The organism is Alcanivorax profundi, from assembly GCF_003597125.1.
Taxonomy (GTDB): domain Bacteria; phylum Pseudomonadota; class Gammaproteobacteria; order Pseudomonadales; family Alcanivoracaceae; genus Alcanivorax; species Alcanivorax profundi.
Map to the genome: position 1 here is coordinate 388,006 of NZ_QYYA01000002.1, position 24,864 is coordinate 412,869.

Sequence of the window (24,864 nt, forward strand, 5' to 3'; positions counted from 1 at the left end):
TGGCGGGAGCGGCGGCTCCACCGCGCAACAGCCCGGATGACGGGAATCGCGGTCGAACGACCGCTGCCACCGTTATGGGTACCCCCGTGTGAGAGCGCTTGCACGCGGCATGCCTTGTCAGCGCCGAGAGAGGCTTCATTTGCAAGCAAACTCCCACACCAGGACTGACAGTCCCCTCCGCCCAATTCCGGGCCTGCCAACTTTCCCGCTACTCCGCGATAAACAAAAAAGCCCCGGCCAATTGGCCGGGGCTTTCATGTTGCGTGACGCGTGTTGCTTGTTGCGTCCGGTACTTAACCCTTCACGAATTCCGGGTAGGCTTCCATACCGCAGTCTGCGATATCCATGCCTTCGTACTCTTCCTCTTCGCTGACACGGATGCCCATGACCGCTTTCAGGATGCCCCACACGACCAGGCTGGCAACGAATACCCAGATGAAGATGGTAGCGGCACCGATCAGCTGACCAGAGAAGCTCACATCACCGTTGGTTACCGGTACCAGCATCAGGCCCAGGAAACCCACCACACCGTGTACGGAGATTGCACCTACCGGATCGTCGATCTTCAGCTTGTCCAGAGTCAGGATGCTGAAGACTACCAGCACACCACCCAGGGCACCGAACAGAGTCGCTTGCAGCGCGCTCGGGGTAGACGGCTCGGCAGTGATCGCAACCAGACCGGCCAGAGCACCGTTCAGCAGCATGGTCAGGTCAGCCTTGCCGAACAGGATGCGGGCAACGATCAGGGCGGCGATAGCACCACCGGCAGCAGCGGTGTTGGTGTTCAGGAATACCATGGCCACAGAGTGTGCGTTGGCAGCATCACCCAGCTTCAGTACAGAACCACCGTTGAAGCCGAACCAGCCCATCCACAGGATGAAGGTACCCAGAGCGGCCAGCGGCAGGTTGGAACCCGGAATCGCGTGAACTTCACCGTTCGGGCCGTACTTGCCTTTACGAGCGCCCAGCAGCAGAACACCGGCCAGGGCAGCAGCAGCACCCGCCATGTGAACGATGCCGGAACCCGCGAAGTCAGAGAAGCCCAGGTCGCCCAGGTTGTACATGCCGAAGACTTCAGCACCACCCCAGGTCCAGGAACCTTCCAGCGGGTAGATCACGCCAGTCATGACAACAGCGAAGATCAGGAAAGCCCACAGCTTCATGCGCTCTGCTACCGCACCAGACACGATGGACATGGCAGTCGCCACGAACACGACCTGGAAGAAGAAGTCAGAAGCACCAGAGTAAACGGAGTCACCGTCGAAGCCGTTCTCAGCAGAAGCGCTCAGCACCCCAGCCAGATCGAAGTCGGCGATGCCGCTCAGGAAGATGTCACCGCCGTACATGATGGCGTAACCGCACACCAGGTACATGATGCAGCTAATGGCAAACAGCGCCACGTTCTTGGTGAGAATTTCGGTGGTGTTCTTGGCACGCACCAGACCGGCTTCCAGCATGGCAAAGCCGGCAGCCATCCACATTACCAATGCGCCACACACCAGAAAATAAAAGGTGTCCATGGCGTACTGAAGTTCAAAGATTTGATTTTCCACAATGCAACCCTCCGGAAATGGAAGCGTGTTTTTCAAGCCCTGGCATGGGTCGGTTCAAAACACGGTAAAACTTAAATCGCGTCCTCACCGGTTTCACCGGTACGGATACGAATGGCCTGCTCAAGGGAGGTAACGAAGATCTTGCCGTCACCAATCTTGCCGGTATTAGCGGCTTTGGAAATGGCCTCGATCACCTGGTCCAGGCTGGACTCGGCAATCGCCACTTCGATTTTTACCTTGGGCAGAAAATCCACCACATATTCGGCACCCCGATACAACTCGGTGTGACCCTTCTGACGTCCAAAGCCTTTCACCTCGGTAACGGTGATGCCCTGCACGCCGATCTCGGAGAGTGCTTCACGCACGTCATCCAGTTTGAACGGCTTAATTACGGCAGTAACCAGTTTCATTTCATTCTCCTCAGCTTTCACCGCGTCCGGTGACGTCCGTTTCACTTTGAGCCCCGTTATGGTTCCCGATCCACAGTATGCTCGAACGCTCTGACCCAATTAGTGCACGACCCATGCCAGTTTTTGAAAATCATGCAAATTCAGGGGGTTAACCTGTGTCCCTGGCGTTGCCGCCGGGGAAAACGCGCCATTATAGCGCACCACATTGGGGCAGGCTCCGGTTTGGTGCAGCACGGTTCCGGGCGGCACTGTCGGTGCCCCAATCGCACACACCGTGCTACCATCGCCGACACATTACAAGCCGTGCCTGCCCTGACAGGACAATGCCGGAGTTCCCCATGCCTGACCAGCCTTTCATTGACCGCCTGATGGCCGATATCAGCCGCCGCCTGCCTACCGATCTGGGGGGGCTGCGCAGTGAAGTGGAGCGCAACATTCGCAGCGTGCTGGCCGAGACCGTCAGCCGTCTGGACCTGATTACCCGGGAAGAGTTCGACATTCAGCAACAAGTGCTGCTGCGCACCCGCGAAAAACTGGAAGCGCTGGAGAAACAGGTCGCCGAGCTGGAAAAGCCCTGATGCCCCCCGGGGGTGCAGTCGTGCTCCCACTTTGCTTTATTCCCTTGCGCTATTTTCGTTAGCGCAGAACTGTATTTCCCCTGTTGCAACTTGCTGCCTAAGCTGAAAAGACAACCCCCCTTTCTGGAGCCGGCAAGGCTCGCCAACCGCGTGCCCGGCGGCTCCCCGGTCCCGAATACCCTTTCGGGAGGAGGTGCACATGCCTGCGCGCAATCTGGAAGAGTATCTCGACAACAACGGCGTCTATTACCACTGCTATAACCACCCCCCGGCCGTGACGGCCTCGGAAGTGGCCCAGTCTGCCCATATTCCCGGGCGCCATATGGCCAAAACGGTGATCATGGATGTGGATGGCGATCTGATCATGACAGTGCTGCCTGCCAATCAATACCTGGACCCGGAAAAACTGCGTCAGGCCCTGAACGCCGACAGCGTAAGACTGGCCAACGAAGCCGAATTCAAGGACCGCTTCCCGCTCTGCGAAACCGGCGGCGAACCGCCCTTCGGCAATCTCTATGGCATGCCGGTCTATGTGGATGACACCCTGATGAGTGAAGACTGGATTGCCTTTAACGCCGGCACCCACACCGAAGTGATCAAGATGGGCATGGGCGACTTCCTGCGCCTGAGCGAAGCCCGCACCTGCTCCTTTGCCATGCTGCACTGATTCCAGCAGCCCCTTTCCCCTTTCCCCGCCCTCCCCGGGCGGGCTTTCTTTTATGGCTTCTCCCGCGTTCCACAGCAGGAATGTGCGAAGCCACTGCAGGAGCCTTGCCCGCAAGGCCCCCGCTGTCACCGATCCATCGCATAGCCATGTTATGCTGCAGAAAAACCGCTAATGGATAGCTGAATGACCCGTCGCACCAAAATCGTGGCCACTGTTGGCCCCGCCTCCTCCTCCGAGGCCATGCTCGATAACCTGATTGCCACCGGCGTGAATGTTTTCCGCCTGAATTTTTCCCACGGCAGCGCCGACACCCACCGCGAAACCGCCAGCACCATTCGCCGCTGCGCGGAAAAGAGACAGGAGCATGTCGCCATCCTTGCGGACCTGCAGGGGCCCAAGATCCGCATCGGCAAATTCCGCGACGGCCCCATTCAGCTCAAAACCGGGCAGGCGTTTGCTCTGGACACCGGGCTGGATGACAGTGCCGGCGACGCGCACCAGGTCGGTGTCAGTTACCCTCCCCTTCCCCACGATTGTCAGCCCGGCGATGTATTACTGCTGAACGATGGCCTGCTGGAACTGGAAGTGACCGGGATCGAGGGTACCCGGGTCAGCTGCAAGGTACTGGTCGGCGGCGAACTGTCCGACCACAAGGGCGTTAACCGCAAAGGGGGTGGCCTCAGCGCCCGCGCCCTGACCGAGAAAGACCTGGCCGACATCATTACCGCGGCCGAGATGGAAGTGGATTATCTGGCGCTCTCCTTTCCCCGGGATGCCCGCGATGTGGAAGAAGCCCGCAAGCACTACCGCAACGCCGGTGGTCAGGGCGGCATTGTTGCCAAAATCGAGCGAGCCGAAGCGGTAGCCGACGACGACACCCTGGATGCCATCATCGAGGCCTCCGACGGGGTCATGGTGGCCCGCGGTGATCTGGCCGTGGAGATTGGCGACGCCGAACTGGTCGGCGTACAGAAACACATTATCCGCCGTGCCCGTGCGCTCAATCGCTTCGTGATCACTGCCACCCAGATGATGGAATCCATGATCCACAGCCCACAACCCACCCGTGCGGAAGTGTCCGATGTGGCCAATGCCGTGCTCGACGGCACCGATGCGGTGATGCTGTCTGCCGAAACGGCCGTGGGGGATTATCCCAAAGAAACCGTGCAGGCCATGGATCGCATTATCCGCGGGGCGGAACGGACCTGGCAGGAACGACGCAATGATCACCCCGCGCACAACAGCGCCGACAATATCGACGAGGTGATTGCCATGGCCGCCATGCAAGCGGCCAACCGACTCAGCAACGTGACCGCCATCATCGCCATGACCGAAACCGGCAACACACCGCGGCTGATGTCCCGACTGCGCTCCGGCATTCCCATCTTTGCCTTTACGCCTTACCCCGCGACCCAGCGCCGGGTCGCAATCCTGCGCGGGGTGCGCGCAGTCCCGTTCGACAGTACCTCCATGCCCAGTGACACCGTCAACCGGCAGGCCGTCGCCATACTGGAAAACCTTGGCGTGGTAAAAACCGGTGACCGGGTGCTGATCACCAAAGGCAATTACGCCGACGCCCATGGCGGCACCAACACCCTCAAAATTGTGGAGGTGGGCGGCAACATCCAGTAACCGCCAGTTTTGACTTCTTGCCTTGCAGGCAATCACAGGGCGTCGCACGACGCCCCTGATTTTTATAGACCCTCCGAATCACTCCTTAACATTCCTACACCATTCCCATACGCAACAAGACGCCAGTAACAGCACGCCCGTTCTAGACTCAAGGTGAATCTGACAGGACACGGAGCTGCACTCGGGAGAGCCACCCGCGGCTTCCCTCCCACTGTGCAAAGCAGGGCGTATAACAATGAAAATCGGTCTGGTTGTGGATTCGGGCTGCGATTTGCCCAAAGACTACCTTGATGCCAATAACATTCTGGTCTTGCCGGTACCCATTCGGATCGGCAAGGAAATTTATGTAGATGACCGCGACCCGCAGCGAGCCCGCGACTTTTATACCCGCCACGAGGTCGATAAAAATCACGATGCCGAAACCGCACCACCCAGCGTCGAGCAGATCCGCACCCTGTTGTTAAAAGAGGCTGTTGGCAACTTCGATTATGCGCTGGTGCAAACCGTACCCAAAAGCCGTAGCCCCATTTTCGACAACGCCACCGAAGCGGCTCATGCCATCCTCGGCGATTACCGCCAGTACCGCGAAGCAGCGGGCCGGGAAGGGCCTTTTCGGATTCGTGTCAGTGACAGCCAGACCCTGTTCGCCGGTCAGGGCGTGCTGGCGGCCGAAACCATGCGGCTGATCAACAGCGGCATGAAAGTGGGCGATATCCGCCAGCGCATCAGTAATCTAACCCCGTGCACGACCGGCTATGCGGTAGTGCCAGACCTCTACTACGTGCACAAGCGAGCGCGCAAGAAAGGCGACAAGAGTGTCGGCTTCGTTGGTGCCCTGATGGGCTCCGCTCTGGATATCAAACCCATCCTGTGTGCCCGTCAGGACCAGACCTTTCCGGTCGCAAAAGTACGTGGCTTTGATGCAGCGGTGAACAAGATGTTCCAGCATGCCCGTGCCTGTGTTGAAAACGGACTGCTCACTCCCATTGTCTGTGTGAGTTATGCCGGCGACCCCGAAGCCGTGTACCAGATGCCAGGGTTTGATGCCCTCAAAGCCGCCACTGAACAACATGCCGTCGAGCTGTTGGTAAGTCATATGGGGCTTACCGGTGGAGTCAACATCGGCCCCGGCGCCATCAGCGTTGGTTTTATCAGCGAGCAGGAACCGTTGCAGTAGTCATCGCAGTTCCATCCCCCCGAATACGCCGCCGGTCAGGCGGCCCCGCTATTCTGTGATCCCGTTCTTGGTACGATGTGCTCGCGCAGCCGACAACAGCCGACCAAAACAATAACAACGGCACCGGTCGCGCATCGTTTCGCTACAACGGGAGAGCACAATGAAAATCGGATTGGTGGTAGACGCGACCTGCGATCTGCCCGCCCCTTATATTAAAGAGCATCACATCCAGGTTTTGCCCATTACCTTACGCATTGGTGATGAGCATGTGGTCGACGACCGCAACCCGGACACCCGCCAGGCCTTCTATGCCGATAACCGCCTGGACAAGGGCCATGATGCGGAGTCAGTGCCACTGGATGTGGACGCTTTTCGGGAATTTTTTCTTGAACGGATCGTCACCCACTACGACTACGCACTGGTGCAAACCCTGCCAGACAGCCGCAGCCCCATGTTCCAGAATGCCACCCGCGCATCCCATGCCATTTTGCAGGACTACAAGGCCGTGCGCAGTCAGGCTGGCGCGGAAGGCCCCTTTGCCCTGCGCGTCACCGACAGCGGCACCCTGTTCTGTGGCCAGGGCGTTCTGGCTGCCGCCACCATGAACCTGATCCGCACCGGCATGCGCATCAGCGAGATCCAGAACCGCATCAGCGAACTGGTCCCGCTTGCAACCGGTTATGCCGTCGTTGATGATCTTTTCTACGTTCAGAAACGGGCCCGCAAGAAAGGCGACAAAAGCGTCAGTTGGATCGGCGCCAAGCTTGGCAGTGCCCTGGATATCAAGCCCATCCTCTGTGCCCGCAATGGTGATTCCTTTCCCGTGGCCAAGGTGCGCGGCTACGACGCAGCCATTCTGAAGATGTTTAACCACGTGCAGCACTGTATTCGCCAGGGCCTGGAAGAGCCGGTGATTTGCGTCAGCTACGCGGGTGACCAGAATCACATTCCCCACTTGCCCGGCTTTAGCGAACTGGCTGCCTGCGCCACAGAACACGGCGTGCAATTGCTCACCACCGGCATGAGCCTCACCGGTGGGGTCAACCTGGGCCCAGGTGCTGTCAATGTCGGCTTTATCAGCACCCAGCCCGACGTCAGCTGACCCTCCCTGGAGGCCGCGCCCGCTTTCTTGAGCGCCAGCGCGGCCCGGCTTTTCGGCAATGGCAACCTCCGGGGATGCTGGCATAGTAACGGCCCCGATTTTCTGCCCCCGCCCACCGGCGCGGGCAGCCCCAAGGAGGAAGCATGTCTGATTCCATCAGTACCTTGAAAGCCAAGGGCCTGCCCGCCGAGGCACTGGCCTTTATCGAGTCCCTGCCCGCCGACCAGGCGGAGCAACTGGCCGCCAGCGTTCTGGCTGCCCTGCAAACCAAAGATGCCCGCGTGGAAAAGGCCATGAACAATGCCCTGAACGTGGTGCCCGGGCCGTTCCGACGCCCAGTGAAAAAAATGCTGTTCGGTTAAGCCCTGGAGAAACGTCTCATGCATATTGAAACCCGGGCAGAACTGCTCAAACTCAGCCGCCTTCTGGAAAGTGACGAAGGCTCCCTCGATTTCCTCGACGGTCAGGATCTTGACCAGCTGGCTCGCTTCCGAAACACCGTTTCCAGCTTTTTATATGCCCAACACCAGGATAGCTATCAGCGCCTGGCCGGCATCAGCAAACTGGTGCCCACCGGTGCCAGCGCCAAGCTTGCTACCACCGTGCTGGGGTCTGTCCTGGCCGCAGGCATCGCCTCCGAGCTGCCCGCCGACCGCGCAATCAAACTGGCGGACAAGCTGCCCGATGACTTCCTGGCCAAGCTCTGCATCCACCTGGAACCGTCACAGTCCCGCAGTCTGCTTGCAGCCATGCCTGACAAAATTGTGGCGCGGGTCGCGCAAACCCTGCTGACCATGGGCGAACACATCACGCTCGCGCGCTTCGTGGCAGTGATTCAACCGTCCGCCCTGCAAGCCATTACCGCCACCGTCAACGACGGCGAAGCCATGGTAATGATTGCCCTGTATCTGGAAGACAAGAGCAAACTGGATACCCTGCTCGGGCTGCTCAGTGAAGCGCAGCAACGGGCTACTCTGCAGGCCGCCACCGATCAGGCGTTATGGCCCGCTGTCCTGTCGCTGAATGAGCATCTGAACACCGAGTTGCGTGGCCGCATGGGTAACATGGTCGCGGAACAGGGCGAAACCGTGCTCAATCACATTCTCGATGTGGCCCGCGAGCAATCGCTGTGGACCAACCTGTTGCAGGCAGTCCATGCCATGGACAACCAGCATCAACAAGCGGTGGTCAATCTGGCCAAACTGAAAGAAGCAGCGGTCATGGAAAGCCTGGTAAGCACCGTTGCCAGTGAAGGCAGCTGGGACGAGTTTCTTACCCTGATCCCGTTGCTGGACCAGGCCCATCTGACCCCGGCGCTGGATGTACTGGTCGAGCATCAGCCAGCGGCGCTGGCCAACGCCCTGGAACACGCCCATGACAGCCATTTGCTGGGTTTCTTCGGGCATCTGCCGGACAGTGATATAGCTCGCATGGCACAGGCGATTCAGGGCCACGCCGCCAGTCAGTGGCAGGCATTTGCCGAGCGCAACAGCGATGCCCATGAAATCGAGGCCCTAAGGAACCTCTGAATAACGCCTTGCATGCTCAGCGTGTCCTGAAGCGCAGATCGGCTGATCTGCGCACGACCACCAAGGTCCGAGCCACCACTCCCGCCACATAGATACACGGCAGTAACGCCGCACTGTCTGGGCGGGAGCGGAAACTTAAGGAGCCTCTGAATAACTCCTTGCATGCTCAGCGTGACCTGGAGCGTGCAGCTGTTGTGTCTTGACTCGACGGTAAGGGTGGCTCCCTTTCCTAGAGGCAAGGCGCAGCAGATGTGCGCTCCAGGCCGCGCCCTTCGGGTCTTCCAGGCTGGCCCGCACTCGTTGTTGCGCTTCCTTCGAAGGTGAAGAGCCGATGGATGGACATACACCTTCAAAATCGCGCCCCTCTTTATCTTTTGGCCCATAGAGGGGGCGAACCAGCCTGAAAGACTGAGCACGCAAGGAGTTATTCAGAGGCTCCTTAACCAGGAAAACGTTATTTGGCGCCGCTGAGCTGCAGCATGTGAATCACGGCGTTGCGGACTTCTTCGTCGCTGCAATCAAAGCAGTTGCCGCGGGGGGGCATGGCGTTAACGCCATTGATAGCTTCCTGCACCAGAGTATCAAACCCTTCTTCTTCCACTTCGTGGGACCAGTACAGGCGGTTTTCCTTGCCGACCTTGGGCGCACCGGCAACACCGCTGCCGTGGCAGGTCACACAAAATTGCCGATACAACAACGCCCCGCTGCGCGGTTCTGCCTGGGTGGCAGCAGCGGCGGTCGGGGCGTCACTGTCGGAGCAGGCTGCCAGTAACAATACTGGCAGCAGTACGAGAAGACGTTTCAAGGCTACTTGCTCTTCTCGACCATGTATTCCACGGCCGCCTTGATCTCGTCGTCAGAGCAGGTCATGCACATCCCCTTGGGCGGCATGGCATTCAAGCCTTCGATGGCGTGCTTGACCAGGGTAGCTTCGCCCTGGGCAATACGCGGTGCCCAAGCACCCGCATCCCCGGTTTTCGGGGCCCCGGCTGCGCCAGAAGCGTGACAAGCGCCACAGGAGGCGTTGTAGACTTCTTCACCGGAACGCGGACCACTGGCCACTTCTTCACCGGCTGCGGCTGCGGTGCCGCATTCTTCGCCTTCCACACACACAGAACCTACCGGCTTGATACGCTCGGCAGTGGCACGATCGCTGAATACAGAGCGCTCACCCAGCGGGTAAGGGGAGATTTCCTTGGTGCTCTTGGCAGCCACATTGCCGGCAGCGAACAGGGCGGCAACCAGTACCAGGCTGGCGGTCAGCATCTTTTTCACGATTACACCTCTATTGTTCTGTGAGTCGCCGCAGGAAGCGCTACGGCTGCGGTTGGCGATTATACCCGCTCAAGCCGTAGGGACAAAACCGGATCTCGTCCCCCGCGGCAATCCCGGTCAGCTCGGCGGATTACAGCTCGACACGGGGCAGGCGCAGCAGGAAGCGACTCCCCTGATTCACCTGGCTTTGCACCTGAATATCGCCGCCGTGACGCTCGGTCACGACCTTCACGAAACGCAGCCCCATACCGGCACCACGGGTCCGGGCCCCCCCGCTGGTACTGGCACGACTGAAGCGCTGAAACAGCCGTGACTGAAACTCTTCAGGGATCCCTACCCCGCGGTCACGTACCTCACAGCAGACCTCATTGCTCTCGGAGAACAAACGCACATCTACCGAACTGCCCTCGTGGCTGTACTTGATGGCGTTGGTCAGCAGGTTGACCACCAACCGTTCCAGCAATTCGTTATTGCCCAGCACCCAGACATCCTGCTCCGGATCGTAATCAAAGCGCAGCGCAATTCCCCGCTGCTGCGCCTGGATTTGCACCAGATCGATGGCGCTTTCCACCACATCCAGCATGTCTTGCTCGCTCAGCTCCACGGTTTCTACCGCTTCGACCCGGGCCAGCTGCAGGAATTGCTCGGCGATGCTCAGGTTACGCTGGGCGTAGTGCTGCACGTTATCCAGAAACGCCGGCAGGTCCGGGTTGCTGTCCTCACGCATTTTTTCTGTCAGCGCCAATACCGAGACCATGGGCGAGCGCAGGTCATGGGACAGGAAATCGAGCATTTCTGAACGCGCACGCAGGGCCTGCTTGACCTCGGAGATATCCTTGAACGACAGGATCATCATGCGTCCGGGGTTGTCCCCGGCGTGCACCAGCAGCATATCCAGATACAGATCGGCCCCCTGACGATTGCGGCATTCCAGCTGGCTGCGCCCCTCGGCCAGAGTCTGGCGCAACAGCACATCCCAGCTACGCTCACGCAACTCCAGCTCACGGCCCAGATCGGTCACCAGGGACTGGCCACTGTCCAGCATTCCCATGTCGATGCCCAGCAACAACGCCGCCTGGGGGTTGGCATAAACAATCACCCCGCAGGCATCCGCAATCACGACCCCTTCGCGAATCTGCGCCAGCGTGACCTGGAAAAAGCGGGTCAGTGCTTCCTGGCGTTCTTCTTCCCGCTGCAAACGCTCGATATGGTTTTCCAGTACCTCGTAGCGCGGCCCCGACAACGGTTCATGGGAACGCACCCGCACTAGCATGGCCCGCACCCAATAATCGTAGGTATCGGCATCCAGCGCCTGTTCCCACACCACATCCAGCTCATAGCGCTTCCCCTCATGCCGGAAGCGGTACTGGCGCGCCAGGCCACTTTTCCAGCCCGATGCCGGCAGACGGTCCCCCCCGCGCAGGGGCATATCCCCCCCCTGAAGCCGCCAGGCCTTCACCGGCATGACGGTGTCCAGCATGTTTGCCATCTGCTGCAGGGAAGAGGCACGGGTAAGACGCTGGTTCAGGTCGCTGTATCCGGACAACCGCTCCAGGGCGTTGCGCATATAGGAAAGAGAGTATTCCAGACGTCGCCAGGTCCATAGCGGATAAGCCATCAATGCCGCCGCCATGGCCGGCGCCGGCGGGAACCACAATCGCAGGGTAATCAGCAGGACCATGCTCGCCAGCAGACAGGCCCCCATGATTCCCGCCACCAGCGGGATCGACCAGCGCGGCAACACAAACGGCAACAGCAACGGCGCCAGCAGCGCCAGCAGCGCCCCCAGCACCAAGGCGCTGGGCTTGCCCAGATCGCGGATCAGGCGATCCTCGCGCAACGCATCCAGCAAATTAGCATTAATCTCCACCCCGGCCATCAACTCGCCACTGTTCCCCATGGGGGTCGGCAACATATCGCCCAGCCCTGCCGCAGTGGCGCCGATCAGGACGATCTTGTCGCGAATCAATTGCTCGGGAATCAGGTTTTCCAGCAACTCCACCGCAGAGACCTGCGGGTAGCTGTTAGGGCCGTTCACGAAAGGAATCAGGCGATGGTAGCGGCGCACATTCGCCAGCCCGGAAAACTCTTCGCCCTTGTCAGCGGGGAACAACTGCTCGGAGAGCATGCCTTCCTGTACCAGTAAAGTCTGGGTGATGTGCGGCCACCAGGCCTGCCCGATACCGGAACGCATGAACACGGAACGGGCAACCCCATCGGCATCCAGCTCCAGATCCACATGCCCCAATCCGGCCGCCGCTCGAGCAAACGGAGAATGCGGCAGCACTTCGATCAACTGCCCGCCGGCACGCAATTGCTCCACATGCACCGGCAGGTACACATGACCATTGGCGGCCATGGCCTGCACCAAAGCCAGGTCCGAACGGGGATTGTTGCGGTCCGGTTCCGACAGGATCAGATCCATCAGCACCGCCCGGGCGCCCATCTCGGTCAGCCGGTTGATAATGTCGGCGTGAACTTGTCTGTCCCAGGGCCAACGGCCTACTTCCCGCAGGCTGTATTCATCGATACCGACGATCACCAGGTCACTGGCGGGTTCATCCGGCAGCGTATGCAGCAGGTTGTCGTAGATATAGCGATCAACAAATGACAGTGCACCACTGATGCTCAGCAGTACGCTCAGTGCCGCCACCAGGAACAACACCGACAGGTGCTCAGCAAGGTAACGACGATGGTCCGGACTCAGACGCGCGGGCATGAATTACAGGGCCAGCAGCATGGCAGCCGCCCCGACAAATACCCATAGATCCCAACGAGGCTTTTCTTCCGGCGGTGCAGGCGGTTCAGGGGGCGGAGGCGGTGGGGCCGGCGTCACCACGATGTCACGCCAGTTTTCATGGCCACGCAGACCGTGGCCATCCACCGCACGCACCAGCAGGCGGTACTCGCCTACCGGTAAGTCTTGCTGCCAGTGGCCGGCCTCCAAACGCTGTTGCCCCAGCAAACGGTTGTCCGGTTGCTGATACCACTCGACCCAGTAATGGTCCGCCTCGGCCTGGGTTGGCCAAACCGCCACCGCCCCGGTGTGGCTGACGGTCAGTTCAACGGTAGGCGCAGGCAGCAATGGCACCGGCGCCATGGGCGACTCATCCACCTGGGCCAGGGTGGCAAAGCCCCCTTCCACTTCACGGGTGGTGCCGCGGGCGCCCACATCCACCTGACCGCTGATCACTTCGTTACGGGTGGTCTCGGCGCCGTCTACACCCAGGTAGTATTCGGTGCCGCGCACCGCCGCCACCGCCCCCGGGGTATAGACCTCGAACGAGGCTTCATCACTGGTCAGCGGCGTCACACGGTTACGGATATTGCCGCGCTCCAGGCGCAGCTCGGTGCGCTCACCGGGCTGATCCAGAAAACGGCGGTAACGGGTTACCACCAACAGACTGGAAGGCTTGATCGAGACATCCGACTGGTCGGCAAAATGAATACGGGCACTGCCATCGGCCCCGGTTTCCAGTGCATCACCAAATTGCACCGTGTCCCCGGTACTCACAGGGCGGGGTTCTCCGCCTGCGGCGGGGTACAGCATAACTTCACCGGTAACCGCTTCCAGCCGGGCAGGAATGGGTTTTTCCTTGAGCCAGTCGATGGACACCCGAAGGCTGTCGCCCGGGCGCAGGGCGTGGGGATCGGTAAGGTGATTATGATCGGCCAGCTGACGCCAGCAGGCCTCGGGCTGCTGGGCAAACCGCAAGCACACCTTCCAGAGGGAATCGCCGGGGCGGAGTGTGTAGTGCCAGTCTTCACTGGCCTGCGCTGCCGGGAAAAGCCCCAGCCACAGCAGGGCGGCTATCCCCAACCAGACCCTCATAATGTGCTTCCTTGTAGTGACTTATTCTTCGACAGGCTCCAGACGATAACCGTGCTGATAAACCGTCTTGATTCGGTAGCCACGCTCCGGACGAATCTGAAGGCTGCGACGGATGCGGCTGATGTGCACATCCACCGTCCGTGACTCAATGGGGGTCATGATACCCCAGACTTTCTCCAACAGGTGGGCCCGGCTCATCAGCTTGCCCACATTCTGGAACAGGTAGCTGGCCAGTTCATAGTCCTTGTCGGTCAGTTTAACCGGATCCTCATCCAGCAAAATCTGCCGGCGGGCACGATCAACCACCCAGGGCCCGACTGTCAGCGCCTTTTCTTCATCCATTTCCGCTACCCCTGCCCGGCGCCCTAGGGCAGTAATCCGGGCCAGCAATTCCGCTTGCTTGGTCGGCTTCACCATGTAGTCATCTGCTCCCTGGGACAACGCCCCGACAATGGACGACTCATCATCACGCTGGGTGGCAAACAGCACCGGCGTGCGGTTTCCGCTGGCGCGCACTTCTTCCAGAACGGCATAGCCATTCATGTCCGGCACTTCCCAATCCAGCACCAGAATATCGAAGGTATCGCGGCGCAGCAGGGACATAAAATCCCGACCGTTGGCCAGATGAATACAGTTGTGCCCGGCCTCTTGCAGCCAGTGGGTCACCAGCTCGGCCTGGGCCATGTCATCTTCCAGATATGCAATGCGCACGGTTGTCTCCATTTGCCCATTCACCTGTCGCTTCGCGCTTCCTTTCTGAGCGCTAACGCCGGTAAAGGCTACAGGGTTATCAAAGAGTTAGCGGGAAAAGATTGTAAAATGCCGCCACCGATAAAGCGATACTTCAACCCCGGGTTCCCACCCGCATTCCGCTGCGTCCTGGCCCGATCTCAACCCCGCAAGCGGGCTACGCCGAGCGCGCTGTCAACTTCAGCCCCACCACACCCACGATAATCAGTCCCATGAACAACAGGCGCGATAGCTGGGCAGGATCCTTGAGCCAGACAATGCCAATCACGGTGATACCCACGGCACCCAGCCCTGTCCACACTGCATACGCCGTGCCCACCGGAATACCCCGCATGGCATAGGACAACATCAACATGTTCAACCCGGTGAGCACCAGCGAGGTGCCAATCGACGCCACACCCGGGTTCATTTGGATCCACTTGAGACTCAGCGCCCAGGCAATCTCCACAATCACGGCCAGCAGCAGTACGACCCAATACAGGTTCATCGGCTTCTCCAGGCGGGCTCGTACAGGCACCAGAACCGCCGGAAACCCGAAAGAGGCGGCCTGAGAAGACATTGCACCAGATGGGTGCAGCGCGAATTATAGCCAACCCACGCGGCAATGCACCCATCCATGGACGCCACCGCCACAACCGGCTATCATTCGCGCCCGTTGGATCCCCCAAGTTCCAGCTGCACGGCCCGGGTAACAGGATGCTACCCCTGCCCGTGCAACCCTGATTGCACAATGTGTTTTGCGCCCGTAGCTCAGCTGGATAGAGCGTTGCCCTCCGGAGGCAAAGGTCAGAGGTTCGAATCCTCTCGGGCGTGCCATCTTTCCCACAAAAAAGGGGCCTTCTGATCAGAAGGCCCCTTTTTTGTGGGACATCAAGGTCGGCCGCCGTTATTGAAAGACCGCCTCCTCTTGGAGCCCCCTCGCCAACCTGATTAAATGACCCATTGCACATCCTTCTGTGCCCCATCACGCCACAATAAGCGAGCCATGTTTTTCAGCGACGAGCGCGCCCAATTCTTCAAGCCCCTCACCGGCAAGTACCGCGAACAGGTAGTCGAATGCCTGCGCCTGCTGCACGAGCGGCTGTACAGCGCCAAGGCGGACTACGGCGAATCACTCAAGCGTGATCAGGTGCTGGATGTGTTCAGCGAAGCCCTGGAACGGGCCCCGCTGCTGGACGGCGACGAAGACGGCAGCCGCTTCCGCAACAATCGCGAGCAGGCAGGCTGGATCCTCAACCTGCTGGTGGAGCATGGCTGGCTGAAGCGGGACAAGGACGAAGCCTCCTTCCAGTCCACCTACCCGTTCAGCCGCACCGGCCGCCTGTTCACCCAGACTCTGGCGGAAGTGGACGGGCGCAGCGTGCGCACCCGCCACCGCAACACCCGCAACACCCTCAATGCCCTGGCCGCCTTTGTGGATCGCGGTGAGGTCTACGATCTGCTCGATGCCCACGAACATTCCGAGCGCATCATCGCCGACTTCACCGACATCATCGCCGAGCTGGAAGAACGCAAACGGGAGCTGGTGAAAGAAGTGGAAGCGCAGCAATTGGTGCAGCAGGCCAGCGACCAGTTCTTCGACTTCATGGAAAAGCGCTTCCAGCCCGACGTGGCGATTCGCATGTCCGCCGACAGCGTAGAAAAGCACCGCGACCGTATTCAAAGCACCATCGAACAGATCAAGCGCAAACCAAAAACCTGGAAGGCCAACGCCGAAAAGGAACTGCGCCGCCTGGCCCCGGACCTGATCGTCAGCCAGGACGCCTCCGTGCTGTTCCAGCTGCTGGACAGCATCGAGACGCGCATGCGCAACGCCTCGGAAATCATGCTGCCGGCACTGCGCCGCACCCTGCAGGGTTTCACCCGCCGGGCCGACATCATCATTCGCCAGCTCAGCTACCTGCACAGCCAGAAGCACAACGACATCGTCGGCCTGTGCAAGGAACTGTCCGAGCTGGATGAAGAAACCTATAACGCGCGTCTGCAGCACGCCGGCGACAGTCTCGCCAGCCTGCACCTGGGCTTTGTGGATCCCGCCCAGGTACGCCTGCGCGAACAGCGCAGCCAGCGAGTGGTGCACAGCCGCATGGTGGAACTGGACGACCCGGACGCCGACACCCTGCGCGAGCTGGCCACCCAGCAGCTGCTGGAAAAGGCCTTCAATATCAATGGTGGCGCCCTGCGCGATTACCTGCGCGATGCCCTCGGCGCCAGCCGCCGCATCGACAACCGCGACCTGCCCATTAACACCGCCCGCGACCTGCTGGCCCTGAGCCACGTGATCGAACTGGGCAGCGCCGACCACGCCGCCAACGGCTTCCGCCTGCGTATTACCCCCACCGACCCCATCACCGACGAACACTACTTCGTCCGTCGTGATGGTTTCCTGCTGGAACTGGAACACGATGAGCCAAGCACCATTACAACACGCCCTGAGTGAGGCCCTGGACGCCCGCGGCGTCACCCCTGCCCAGTTCTCGGAACTGATGATCCGCCTGCTGGATCACGGCGTGCTGTGCCGCAGCGAAAGCAAGAAGGAAGCGGAACTCTACGACCGCTACCTGCAGATTCCCGAACTGGTGGAAGACTACCTGAGCGTGCTGCACATCCGCCTGCATCATGAGCGCCGCTTCACCTCTCTGCGCCTGTTCCCCCCCGGTGCCGAAATCCCCGGCGAAGCCGACAGCGAAGACGGTTTCAACAGCGGCCTGCGCAATCGCCTTAGCCAGCAGGAAGTGGCCCTGATCCTGGTGCTGCGCGCCGAATACGACAAATCCCTGCGCGACGGCCAGATCGACGAACACGGCCAGGCCACCCTGCCCCTGGAAGCCATCAACCTGGCCAGCAAAAACCTGCTCGGCCGCCCGCTCCCGGAAGGCCGCACCGAACGCGACGCCCTGTTCCGCCGCATGCGCCAACTACGACTGATCCGCAGCGACGGCGACAACAGCCTGGAAGACAACGAAACCTGGCTCACCATCCGCCCGGACATCACCAGCCTGGTCACCGACACCGTGCTCTCGCAACTGCTAGGCGACGACAACAAACCCGCCAGCAACGACGACGCCGAAGACGACAAGGAGGAGGACCAGCAATGATCCAAACCACCTCCCTCCGTAGGAGCCTGCCTGCAGGCGATCTTTACCCCAACACCATCCGTAGGAGCGTCGCTCGCGGCGCGATCCCCAACGCCCACAATCGCGCCGCCAGCGACGCTCCTACCAAAAACCGCAAACAGGTCCACCCATGTATTTAAAACGCTCCATCACCGTCAACTGGGGCAACCTGCCCCCCGGCGAACTGGAATACGGCCCGGTGAACCTGTTCTCCGGCGGCAACGGCTCCGGCAAGACCACCGCCGCCGACGCCCTGCAAACCCTGATGACCGCCGCCCACGACAACCTGTTCAACTACAACCCGGGGCAGGACGAAACCACCCAGCGCGGCCGCGGCGGCAAACAGGTACGCACCCTGGCCTCCTATGTGCTCGGCTGTGACGACGGCGCCTACGCCCGCCCGTATGACAGCGACGGCTACATCGCCGGGGTCTTCCACCCCACCAAGGGCGAAACCGCCGAACCCTTCACCGCCGTCATCGGCGTGCGCGCCCACCTGGACAAGGCCGGCAGCACCAGCCAGGCCCGGCAGCAGGAACTGCTGCTGATGATCGTCCCCGGCGAAATGCTCAACCTGTCCCACTTCGTACGCGAATACGGCGGCGAAAAAGCCACGGTGCCGATCACCGAGATCGCCAACCAGCTGCGCCAGCAGTTCGGCAAAAAAAACGTGGAAACCTACGACAAGAAAGGCCAGTACCTGGCGCGCCTGTACGGTGCCCTGCGCGGCAAACGCGATGCCGTCTCCCAACAGGAAGCCAAGAACGCCGCCCGCACCTTCGCCCGTTTCATGGCCTACAAACCGGTGGAGTCCATCAACCAGTTTGTCGCCAGCGAAGTGCTCGAACCCCACGACATGGGCGACACCCTGCGCCGCATCCGCGACCTCATGCGCACCGTCCACGGCATGGCCGAAGAAGCCGAACAACTGCAGCAGAACGTGAACCTGCTCGCCCAGGCGCAAAGCCATACCGACACCTACCTGGACACCTGGCTGGAACGCACCACCCAGGCCTACGGCGCCGCCGCGCAACAATTCCAGCGCAACCAGAAAAATTATCTGGAAAAGAAGGAAGAACAGAACAGCCTTAGACAACAACAGGAAGGCAACCGCGAAGAAGCAGAACAAGTCCAACAGCGCCTCGACCAGGCCCACGCAGAGCTGGTGGAACTACAAGCGCGCATCCTCGGCATCCCTGCCCTGCGTGACAAACAGCAGCTGGAAAAGCAGCTGGCCGACCTGACCCAACAACTCCAGCAAGGCGCCCGCCCGCTCCTTGAACAAGACCAGCAACGCAACAAAAACCTGGAAGCCCTGCGCAACATCCAGGGCCTGCTGGCCCGTCACAGCATCGAACTGGAACTGCCCAGCTTCGCCAGCAAACACTGGCGCAGCACCAGCAAAGCGCTGCTCGCCGAACAGAGCAACGCCCTGCCGGACCTGAACCAGATGCTGGCCCGGGACTGGATCGACCTGTCCCCACTGGAAGACGGCCTCACCCGCGTGCGCAGCGAACAGCAGCTGCACAACCAGCTGGCCGAACAACTGCACAGCGAACGGGAAGACAAACCCGGCCAGGAAGCGCTCTCCGTCGCGCAGCGGCTGGACCGCATCGTCAGCAAACGCGGCCAGGCCCTGGAAACCCTGGACCAGCAGCAAAAGAAAATCGAACAACAGATCCGCAACCTGGAATCCAAACGGGTGAACTACCCGCAGGATGTGGAGATCGCCATCCACGCCATCCGCCAGGAATGCCCCCAGGCAGAACCACGGGTGCTGTGCGACCACGTGGAAGTTCAGGACCCTGACTGGCAGATGGCCATCGAAGGCTACATCGGCGGCGCCCGCTTCGGCATTCTGGTGGAACCCGACCATGAAGCCGAAGCCATCCGCATCGTCCGCCGCCTCAGCGGCAAGCAACGCAACCGCGCCCGCGTCATTCAGGGCGAACAGGCCCGCCGCGATGCAGAACGGGTGCAACTGCCCGACGACTCCCTGTTCCACGCCCTGCGCTTCAGCCACCGCACCGCCGAGCATTACCTGAAAGCCTCCTACGGCAGCGTGGTCTGCGTGGAAGACGCCGAATCGCTACGCCGCACCCGGCGCGGCATCACCGCCGATGGCCTCGGCTCCGGCGGCTACGCCATGTTCCGCTGCGACCTGCCGGACAGCGATCTGGTATTCGGCGAAGCCGCCCGCGAACGCAACCTGCACGCCCAGCGCAACGCGCTCATGGAACTGCAGGAAAACTACCAGCGCGCCGCCGACGATTATCAGGCCGTGCGCCAACTGCACACCCAGGTTAAAACCTTCCAGCCCCTGCACTGGGTCAACGCCGCCACCCAGTTGCTGGATGCCCAGCGCCAGCTACAGGAAACCGAAAAGGCCCTGGAAACTCTGGACCTGAGCGATCACGAAGAGCTGGAAGCAAAGCAGCAGCAAGCCAAGACCCTGCATCAGGAACTGGAAGCCAAACAGAAGCAGCTCACCGAAGAGAACGGCAAGCTCAGCGAAAAACTCAGCGCCTGCAGCAAAACCATCACCACCCTGGCCGACCAGAGCGAACAGTTTCAGGAAAAGCAGGACGAAGCCGAAGCCAACCTGCACGGCTGCACCAAATACTGGCCGGGGCTGGATGTGGAACCGCGCATCGCCGCCATGGATGAACGCCTGCAAAACGCCCACGGCGACATCGACTTTATCGCCGAAGAAACCGCGCTCACCGAGCAGCTCACCAAAACCGCCGTAGCGCTGGAGAAAACCCTCAACCAGTACAACCAACAGGCCCAACCCGCCGACCAGATCCTGGCGGACAGTGCGGACGCCCTGCACAGCGCCCCGTTCTTCGGCCATGTGCAAAGCCTGCACCAGCAATTGGATAATCTACACAACCGCCTGCGCAACAACGTGCTGCTGGAAAAGCAGGAAAAACTCACCAGCCTGCGCGACACCTTCAACACCACCTTCGTCAGCGACCTGTGCAGCCAGATCCACCAGGCCATCCAGGATGGCGAGCGCATCCTCAAGAGCCTCAACAGCGAACTGGAACACCACCAGTTCGGTGCCGACCGCGAGCGCTTTTCGTTTGAGTGGCAGTGGATACCGGAATACAAGGAATACTGGAACTTCTTCAAGGAAGTCATCGACATTCCCAACCTGGGCGACGGCACCAGCCTGTTCGACACGCCCCTGTCCGCCAAGGCCGAAGCGGTACGCGACCGCCTGCTCAACCTGCTGCTGGACGGCGACGAACAACAGGCCCTGCGCGAACTGGAACGCATCAGCGACTACCGCCGCTACCGCCAGTACGACATCCTCAAACACCCGCAGGGCAAACAGCCCATCAGCCTCAGCCAGTACGGCACCGGCTCCGGCGGGCAACTGGAAACCCCGGCCTACATCATCCGTGCCGCCGCCATCACCAGCGCCTTCCGCTTCAACGAAGGCGACAGCCACCTGCGCATGGTCATCGTCGACGAAGCCTTCATGCACATGGACGAAAGCCGTTCCAAGAGCGTCATCAACTACCTCACCCACACCCTGGGCCTACAACTCATCTTCATCATGCCCACCAGCAAAGCCGGCCCCTTCCTGGACCTGATCAGCAACCAGTTCGTATTCAGCAAGGTGCCCAGCCCCATCGCCGTGGGCGAACTCAACACCCGGGTACTGGTAGACAGACAACAACTCAACCAGGAACGCATCAGCGAACTGTGGGAACAGCACAGAAGAGTGATTCGCCAGCAAGGGGCGCTGGACTTCATGGATGAGATCAGCCCATGACCACGCCTATCTGGCTCAAGGACGAGCCCTGGCTGGCCAAATGGTTAGGCTGGTTTCTGGACAAGCTGGATAACCGTGACGGCGAGCCATCGCAACGCGCCATCACCCGCCGCATCAAGAAAAGCACCCTGCCGGCCCTCTACGACTTCAACGAAGACACCCAAGGCCGCTGGCAATTGCTGCAACAGATCGCCCGCGACCACGGCATCTTCGAAATCCGCCCGGACAACAAACGCAGCGCCTTCCAGGAACCCTACGAAAACGCCCAGTGCCGCCTGAACTCGGACTGCGAAGCGCTATTAAGAGAGTGGCTAAATCGCCCCAAACAAGACCCGGTTGTACAGGCATGGCAACAGGCCATCAACGAACACGCTGCCAGCTTCATCGACAACGGCGAAGCCCTGCTAAATCAAAAACCACAGATTCCCGGGCTCACCCCGGCAGAGATCGTCAGTGCCTTCGCCAACATCGAACCCTACCTGAACCAAAACCTGACACTCAGAGAAATCGCTGCCCGCTGTTTCAACGGCGACTCCAAGGCGTTGGATAACCGCTTCGAGCTACTGCTCAAACTCTACGGTGACAACGCCAACGGCATCCAACCCCGGCCACTGCTCCTTACCGCCTGGGCGCCACCCGGCTTCAGCAAACTACTCATCGTCGAAAACCAGGACAGCTTCCTGCGCCTGGTAGAAAACTCACCGGAAGACTACGCCCTGCTCTACAGCGGCGGCTTCCGCGCCAGCGCCACCCGCCTGAGCAGCGAACACGCCCGCTTCGCCTTCCTCCCCGGCAGCGACCCGGAGCGCTTCAAACAACGCTGGCTAGATGAACAAACGGAATGCCACTTCTGGGGCGACCTGGACTTCGCCGGCATGGGCATCCTGAAAGCATTAAGAAACAGCCTGCCCAACCTGCAAGCCTGGCAACCGGGCTACCAACCCATGCTGGAAATCCTCAACACCGGCGGCGGCCACACCCCACAACAAACCAGAAAAACCGCCCAAACCGACCCCGGCACCACCGGCTGCCCCTACACCGACAGCACCCTGCTCCCCGCCCTAAGACAAACCAATAGCGCCCTAGACCAGGAAGCCATCCACATCCCGTAGGGCGGAAATTGGCGTGAGCCAATCTCCGCCAACTGTAGGAGCCCCTCTCGAAGGGCGAACCACGGGCTACGGCAATGTTTTGTAGGAGCGGTGGTTCCACCGCGATCCGAGCGCCAGCGAGGCCAACCCCATCGCGATGGGCATCACCACCTCAAACCCCAGTTTTTCACCTTTTGGAATAACTTGGCCAGCCAGCCACTCTAGACTTTCCCTCGTTGACGGCACCAATAAGCAAGAGGGGATGCATAATGAAGGACAACAACAAGGAATTGGTAATCAACTGGCATATCACCGAGGTATGCAATTATGACTGCCAGTATTGCTTCGCAAAATGGGAAGAACATGCACCGCGTGAGGAGGTATGCAGAGACGCGGCATCGTCCAGAGCGCTACTCGGGGAGTTATCTGCATTTTTCTCGCCTGACAACCCGGACAACCCGCTCCACTCATCTTTGCAATGGGGAAATATCCGTCTGAACATTGCCGGTGGAGAGCCCATGCTCCATGACAGCCATTTCTATCGTGTCATTGAGCAAGCTGCTGAGCTTGGAATGAAGGTATCCATTATAACCAATGGCAGCTATCTGAACACCAAATCAGTATCAAGGATAGCACCATACCTTTCATGGCTCGGCATCAGCATTGATTCTTCGTTGCCTACATCCAATCGGATCATTGGACGCAGTAACGTAAGAGGAACGCAGCTTGACCTGAAAAGAATGCCTGAGCTGCTTAACCTTGCACGATCGATCAATCCCGATCTTCGAATCAAGATCAACACCGTAGTTAACTCAGAAAACCATAAGGAAGATTTCCACCCTCTCATTGAGGCCCTGTCTCCCGACAAGTGGAAGATCTTCAAGGTGCTTCCCATAATCAACCGGAACCTTCAAATCCATGACCATGATTATGAGGAAATTGTTCTCAGACACTCATTCTTCAAGCAAATCATGTATCCCGAGAACAATGAAGAAATGAGAGAATCTTATATCATGATTGATCCCAAAGGCCGTTTCTTCCAAAACGGTGAAGCCAATCTTCCAGATAATTACCGATACAGCCAGCCGATTCATGAAGCGGGCGCCAAACAGGCATTTTCACAAATCAGGTTTAGCTCAAGAAAGTTTGATTCTAGGTATCGAACGATCTAGCAATAGGCCATAAAGCGACTACCTTGTTAAAAAGTCACTTTGCAAAAACCACTCTGGAAGCGGCTTCGCCCCCTTTTCATAACCCGGATCCGCTTCCACAACATCTCTATGATGATTCCACCAGTAACGATACTCATGACCAACAATATCAATCCATCTGCTCGGTGACTTCCCACAAAATGTCACCTGAAAAAACGCTGCTACGAGATAAAGCTCAACAGGCGGACGATTCATATCGAGATGACCTGACTTTACAGGCCTAACCATCTCCCTCCACATCGAGGAAAACTGCTTGAAAGAAAGACGCTTATTACCACTACGAATTTTGGCCAGTTCAGCTGCGCTCACATTAGCCATGCTCGCTATATCATCAACAGAAGGCACACTTCTCCAAGACCCAACTTTCGCTCTGTCAACCAACAGCCCCATAAATTCCACAAGACTGAAATAAGGCAGGACGAGGCCACCACGCGGGCATTTCTCACCCAGCTTGAAGTCCGCAGAAACCCTGGGGGTCAAGTTAATGAATATTGGTTCCATCTCATATTCAGGGTAATCACGCGACACACACTCTATATCCAGCAAGGCAAAGAAGGAGACACATACATTTCGCAGAAATATCTCCAGCTTCTGCCTCTCACCTAACTTCTCTAAACTCACATCCCTTTCTGGGTCGTGACTTACCATGTAATCATCAGAAAAGCCTTCCAGCTCTTTCATAGCTCCCGGAATACCCTCGACACCTCCCCTACGACAGGCCAAATACAAGGAGCTCATTGCCTTGTCGGCCTTCTCCGCCATAACGTCTAGCCGTGGATACGCGTCGGAACCAAGATAGTTATAAACGACACCCTGGAAACCTGCACCTTTTCCCTGGCTAACAGGGTTGCCTGAAAACCACTCCCTTGCCTCCTGGTCGGATATTACCTCATCAATCAGCGTTTTAAAAAAATTATCTTCAGCATTCTTATCTGCCTGCTGGCGCTTTTTCAGGCTTATCTTCCCAGCAAGATATTTTCTGGCAGTCGGGCGACTAAGACCGGTCAGATACTGTAACCTTGAAATTAATGAACCTCCTTGCATTTCGTTAAATACGGGCAACCAAATTTCGTTCTGAAACATGCCTTTCCTATCGTGTTAATATCATGATCATTCCTGAGCTACTGTGCTATCAGGAAGAACCTGTGAGAAAGCAC

The 24,864-nt window shown here is 59.3% G+C and carries 21 protein-coding genes and 1 tRNA gene; 13 read left to right on the plus strand and 9 right to left on the minus strand.

The features are described from left to right. Positions 1-293 precede the first annotated feature (293 nt). On the minus strand, positions 294-1,553 hold the full coding sequence (locus tag D4A39_RS07055) for an ammonium transporter (protein ID WP_022984919.1): 1,260 nt from the start codon (positions 1,551-1,553) through the stop codon (positions 294-296). Between the two features lie 71 nt (positions 1,554-1,624). Next, positions 1,625-1,963 carry a P-II family nitrogen regulator gene (gene glnK, locus D4A39_RS07060; RefSeq protein ID WP_022984920.1) on the minus strand — a complete coding sequence of 113 codons (339 nt, stop codon included), beginning with the start codon at positions 1,961-1,963 and terminating at the stop codon, positions 1,625-1,627. Between the two features lie 338 nt (positions 1,964-2,301). Here glnK and D4A39_RS07065 point away from each other — a divergent pair, with 338 nt between their 5' ends. The 7 genes from D4A39_RS07065 (at position 2,302) to D4A39_RS07095 (ending at position 8,648) form a co-directional block, all read left to right on the plus strand. Further along, positions 2,302-2,541 carry an accessory factor UbiK family protein gene (locus tag D4A39_RS07065; protein WP_022984921.1) on the plus strand — a complete coding sequence of 80 codons (240 nt, stop codon included), beginning with the start codon at positions 2,302-2,304 and terminating at the stop codon, positions 2,539-2,541. A gap of 199 nt (positions 2,542-2,740) precedes the next feature. Then, positions 2,741-3,208: an aminoacyl-tRNA deacylase gene (locus tag D4A39_RS07070; RefSeq protein ID WP_022984922.1), complete on the plus strand. Its 468-nt coding sequence runs from the start codon at positions 2,741-2,743 to the stop codon at positions 3,206-3,208. A gap of 183 nt (positions 3,209-3,391) precedes the next feature. Further along, on the plus strand, positions 3,392-4,840 hold the full coding sequence (gene pyk / locus D4A39_RS07075) for a pyruvate kinase (RefSeq protein WP_022984923.1): 1,449 nt from the start codon (positions 3,392-3,394) through the stop codon (positions 4,838-4,840). Between the two features lie 235 nt (positions 4,841-5,075). Further along, positions 5,076-6,017, plus strand: coding sequence for a DegV family protein (locus D4A39_RS07080; protein ID WP_022984924.1), 942 nt, complete (start codon positions 5,076-5,078; stop codon positions 6,015-6,017). A gap of 160 nt (positions 6,018-6,177) precedes the next feature. Next, on the plus strand, positions 6,178-7,119 hold the full coding sequence (locus D4A39_RS07085) for a DegV family protein (RefSeq protein ID WP_022984925.1): 942 nt from the start codon (positions 6,178-6,180) through the stop codon (positions 7,117-7,119). Positions 7,120-7,262: 143 nt separating this feature from the next. Then, a complete protein-coding gene (locus D4A39_RS07090) occupies positions 7,263-7,481 on the plus strand; it encodes a hypothetical protein (RefSeq protein ID WP_022984926.1) in 219 nt (72 codons plus the stop codon). 18 nt (positions 7,482-7,499) lie between these two features. Then, positions 7,500-8,648: a protein kinase family protein gene (locus tag D4A39_RS07095; RefSeq protein WP_119917760.1), complete on the plus strand. Its 1,149-nt coding sequence runs from the start codon at positions 7,500-7,502 to the stop codon at positions 8,646-8,648. 454 nt (positions 8,649-9,102) lie between these two features. On the opposite strand, the gene D4A39_RS07100 is transcribed toward D4A39_RS07095, so the two are convergent. The 6 genes from D4A39_RS07100 to D4A39_RS07125 form a co-directional block, all read right to left on the minus strand. Beyond that, on the minus strand, positions 9,103-9,453 hold the full coding sequence (locus tag D4A39_RS07100) for a c-type cytochrome (protein ID WP_022986406.1): 351 nt from the start codon (positions 9,451-9,453) through the stop codon (positions 9,103-9,105). Between the two features lie 2 nt (positions 9,454-9,455). Continuing rightward, the gene (locus D4A39_RS07105; RefSeq protein WP_031226937.1) at positions 9,456-9,914 is read right to left on the minus strand and encodes a c-type cytochrome; all 459 of its coding nucleotides are present in this window, start codon (positions 9,912-9,914) and stop codon (positions 9,456-9,458) included. Between the two features lie 139 nt (positions 9,915-10,053). Continuing rightward, complete coding sequence (locus D4A39_RS07110) at positions 10,054-12,642, minus strand: CHASE2 domain-containing protein (protein WP_022986404.1); 2,589 nt, start codon at positions 12,640-12,642, stop codon at positions 10,054-10,056. 3 nt (positions 12,643-12,645) lie between these two features. Then, entirely contained in the window at positions 12,646-13,755 is a 1,110-nt protein-coding gene (locus D4A39_RS07115) for a FecR family protein (RefSeq protein WP_119917761.1), read from the minus strand. Positions 13,756-13,776: 21 nt separating this feature from the next. Beyond that, on the minus strand, positions 13,777-14,466 hold the full coding sequence (locus D4A39_RS07120; protein WP_031226936.1) for a response regulator transcription factor: 690 nt from the start codon (positions 14,464-14,466) through the stop codon (positions 13,777-13,779). Positions 14,467-14,662: 196 nt separating this feature from the next. After that, complete coding sequence (locus D4A39_RS07125; protein WP_119917762.1) at positions 14,663-14,992, minus strand: DMT family transporter; 330 nt, start codon at positions 14,990-14,992, stop codon at positions 14,663-14,665. Positions 14,993-15,244: 252 nt separating this feature from the next. Here D4A39_RS07125 and D4A39_RS07130 point away from each other — a divergent pair. The 6 genes from D4A39_RS07130 (at position 15,245) to D4A39_RS07155 (ending at position 23,668) form a co-directional block, all read left to right on the plus strand. Continuing rightward, a tRNA-Arg gene (locus D4A39_RS07130) sits at positions 15,245-15,321 on the plus strand. A 169-nt stretch (positions 15,322-15,490) separates the two neighbouring features. Next, positions 15,491-16,945 (plus strand): Wadjet anti-phage system protein JetA family protein, encoded by a 1,455-nt coding sequence (locus D4A39_RS07135; RefSeq protein WP_119917763.1) that lies wholly within the window; start codon positions 15,491-15,493, stop codon positions 16,943-16,945. Beyond that, the gene (locus D4A39_RS07140; RefSeq protein WP_119917764.1) at positions 16,911-17,603 is read left to right on the plus strand and encodes a DUF4194 domain-containing protein; all 693 of its coding nucleotides are present in this window, start codon (positions 16,911-16,913) and stop codon (positions 17,601-17,603) included. The genes D4A39_RS07135 and D4A39_RS07140 overlap by 35 nt, the downstream gene beginning before the upstream one ends. Before the next feature lie 148 nt (positions 17,604-17,751). Next, positions 17,752-21,405, plus strand: a complete 3,654-nt coding sequence (locus tag D4A39_RS07145; RefSeq protein ID WP_119917765.1) for an ATP-binding protein — start codon at positions 17,752-17,754, stop codon at positions 21,403-21,405. Continuing rightward, positions 21,402-22,517: a Wadjet anti-phage system protein JetD domain-containing protein gene (locus D4A39_RS07150; RefSeq protein ID WP_119917766.1), complete on the plus strand. Its 1,116-nt coding sequence runs from the start codon at positions 21,402-21,404 to the stop codon at positions 22,515-22,517. The genes D4A39_RS07145 and D4A39_RS07150 overlap by 4 nt, the downstream gene beginning before the upstream one ends. 248 nt (positions 22,518-22,765) lie before the next feature. Next, a complete protein-coding gene (locus D4A39_RS07155; RefSeq protein WP_119917767.1) occupies positions 22,766-23,668 on the plus strand; it encodes a viperin family antiviral radical SAM protein in 903 nt (300 codons plus the stop codon). Positions 23,669-23,686: 18 nt separating this feature from the next. On the opposite strand, the gene D4A39_RS07160 is transcribed toward D4A39_RS07155, so the two are convergent. Beyond that, complete coding sequence (locus tag D4A39_RS07160) at positions 23,687-24,790, minus strand: hypothetical protein (RefSeq protein ID WP_119917768.1); 1,104 nt, start codon at positions 24,788-24,790, stop codon at positions 23,687-23,689. Between the last annotated feature and the right edge of the window lie 74 nt (positions 24,791-24,864).

What these genes read in the sequence shown, in the direction of transcription:
- D4A39_RS07145 (WP_119917765.1), top strand. Translation starts at nt 17,752, where the DNA reads ATGTATTTAAAACGCTCCATCACCGTCAACTGGGGCAACCTGCCCCCC.
- D4A39_RS07110 (WP_022986404.1), bottom strand. Translation starts at nt 12,642, where the DNA reads ATGCCCGCGCGTCTGAGTCCGGACCATCGTCGTTACCTTGCTGAGCAC.
- pyk (WP_022984923.1), top strand. Translation starts at nt 3,392, where the DNA reads ATGACCCGTCGCACCAAAATCGTGGCCACTGTTGGCCCCGCCTCCTCC.
- D4A39_RS07140 (WP_119917764.1), top strand. Translation starts at nt 16,911, where the DNA reads ATGAGCCAAGCACCATTACAACACGCCCTGAGTGAGGCCCTGGACGCC.
- D4A39_RS07070 (WP_022984922.1), top strand. Translation starts at nt 2,741, where the DNA reads ATGCCTGCGCGCAATCTGGAAGAGTATCTCGACAACAACGGCGTCTAT.
- D4A39_RS07080 (WP_022984924.1), top strand. Translation starts at nt 5,076, where the DNA reads ATGAAAATCGGTCTGGTTGTGGATTCGGGCTGCGATTTGCCCAAAGAC.
- D4A39_RS07125 (WP_119917762.1), bottom strand. Translation starts at nt 14,992, where the DNA reads ATGAACCTGTATTGGGTCGTACTGCTGCTGGCCGTGATTGTGGAGATT.
- D4A39_RS07105 (WP_031226937.1), bottom strand. Translation starts at nt 9,914, where the DNA reads ATGCTGACCGCCAGCCTGGTACTGGTTGCCGCCCTGTTCGCTGCCGGC.
- D4A39_RS07135 (WP_119917763.1), top strand. Translation starts at nt 15,491, where the DNA reads ATGTTTTTCAGCGACGAGCGCGCCCAATTCTTCAAGCCCCTCACCGGC.
- D4A39_RS07160 (WP_119917768.1), bottom strand. Translation starts at nt 24,790, where the DNA reads ATGTTTCAGAACGAAATTTGGTTGCCCGTATTTAACGAAATGCAAGGA.
- D4A39_RS07115 (WP_119917761.1), bottom strand. Translation starts at nt 13,755, where the DNA reads ATGAGGGTCTGGTTGGGGATAGCCGCCCTGCTGTGGCTGGGGCTTTTC.
- D4A39_RS07150 (WP_119917766.1), top strand. Translation starts at nt 21,402, where the DNA reads ATGACCACGCCTATCTGGCTCAAGGACGAGCCCTGGCTGGCCAAATGG.
- D4A39_RS07065 (WP_022984921.1), top strand. Translation starts at nt 2,302, where the DNA reads ATGCCTGACCAGCCTTTCATTGACCGCCTGATGGCCGATATCAGCCGC.
- D4A39_RS07155 (WP_119917767.1), top strand. Translation starts at nt 22,766, where the DNA reads ATGAAGGACAACAACAAGGAATTGGTAATCAACTGGCATATCACCGAG.
- D4A39_RS07085 (WP_022984925.1), top strand. Translation starts at nt 6,178, where the DNA reads ATGAAAATCGGATTGGTGGTAGACGCGACCTGCGATCTGCCCGCCCCT.
- glnK (WP_022984920.1), bottom strand. Translation starts at nt 1,963, where the DNA reads ATGAAACTGGTTACTGCCGTAATTAAGCCGTTCAAACTGGATGACGTG.
- D4A39_RS07090 (WP_022984926.1), top strand. Translation starts at nt 7,263, where the DNA reads ATGTCTGATTCCATCAGTACCTTGAAAGCCAAGGGCCTGCCCGCCGAG.
- D4A39_RS07095 (WP_119917760.1), top strand. Translation starts at nt 7,500, where the DNA reads ATGCATATTGAAACCCGGGCAGAACTGCTCAAACTCAGCCGCCTTCTG.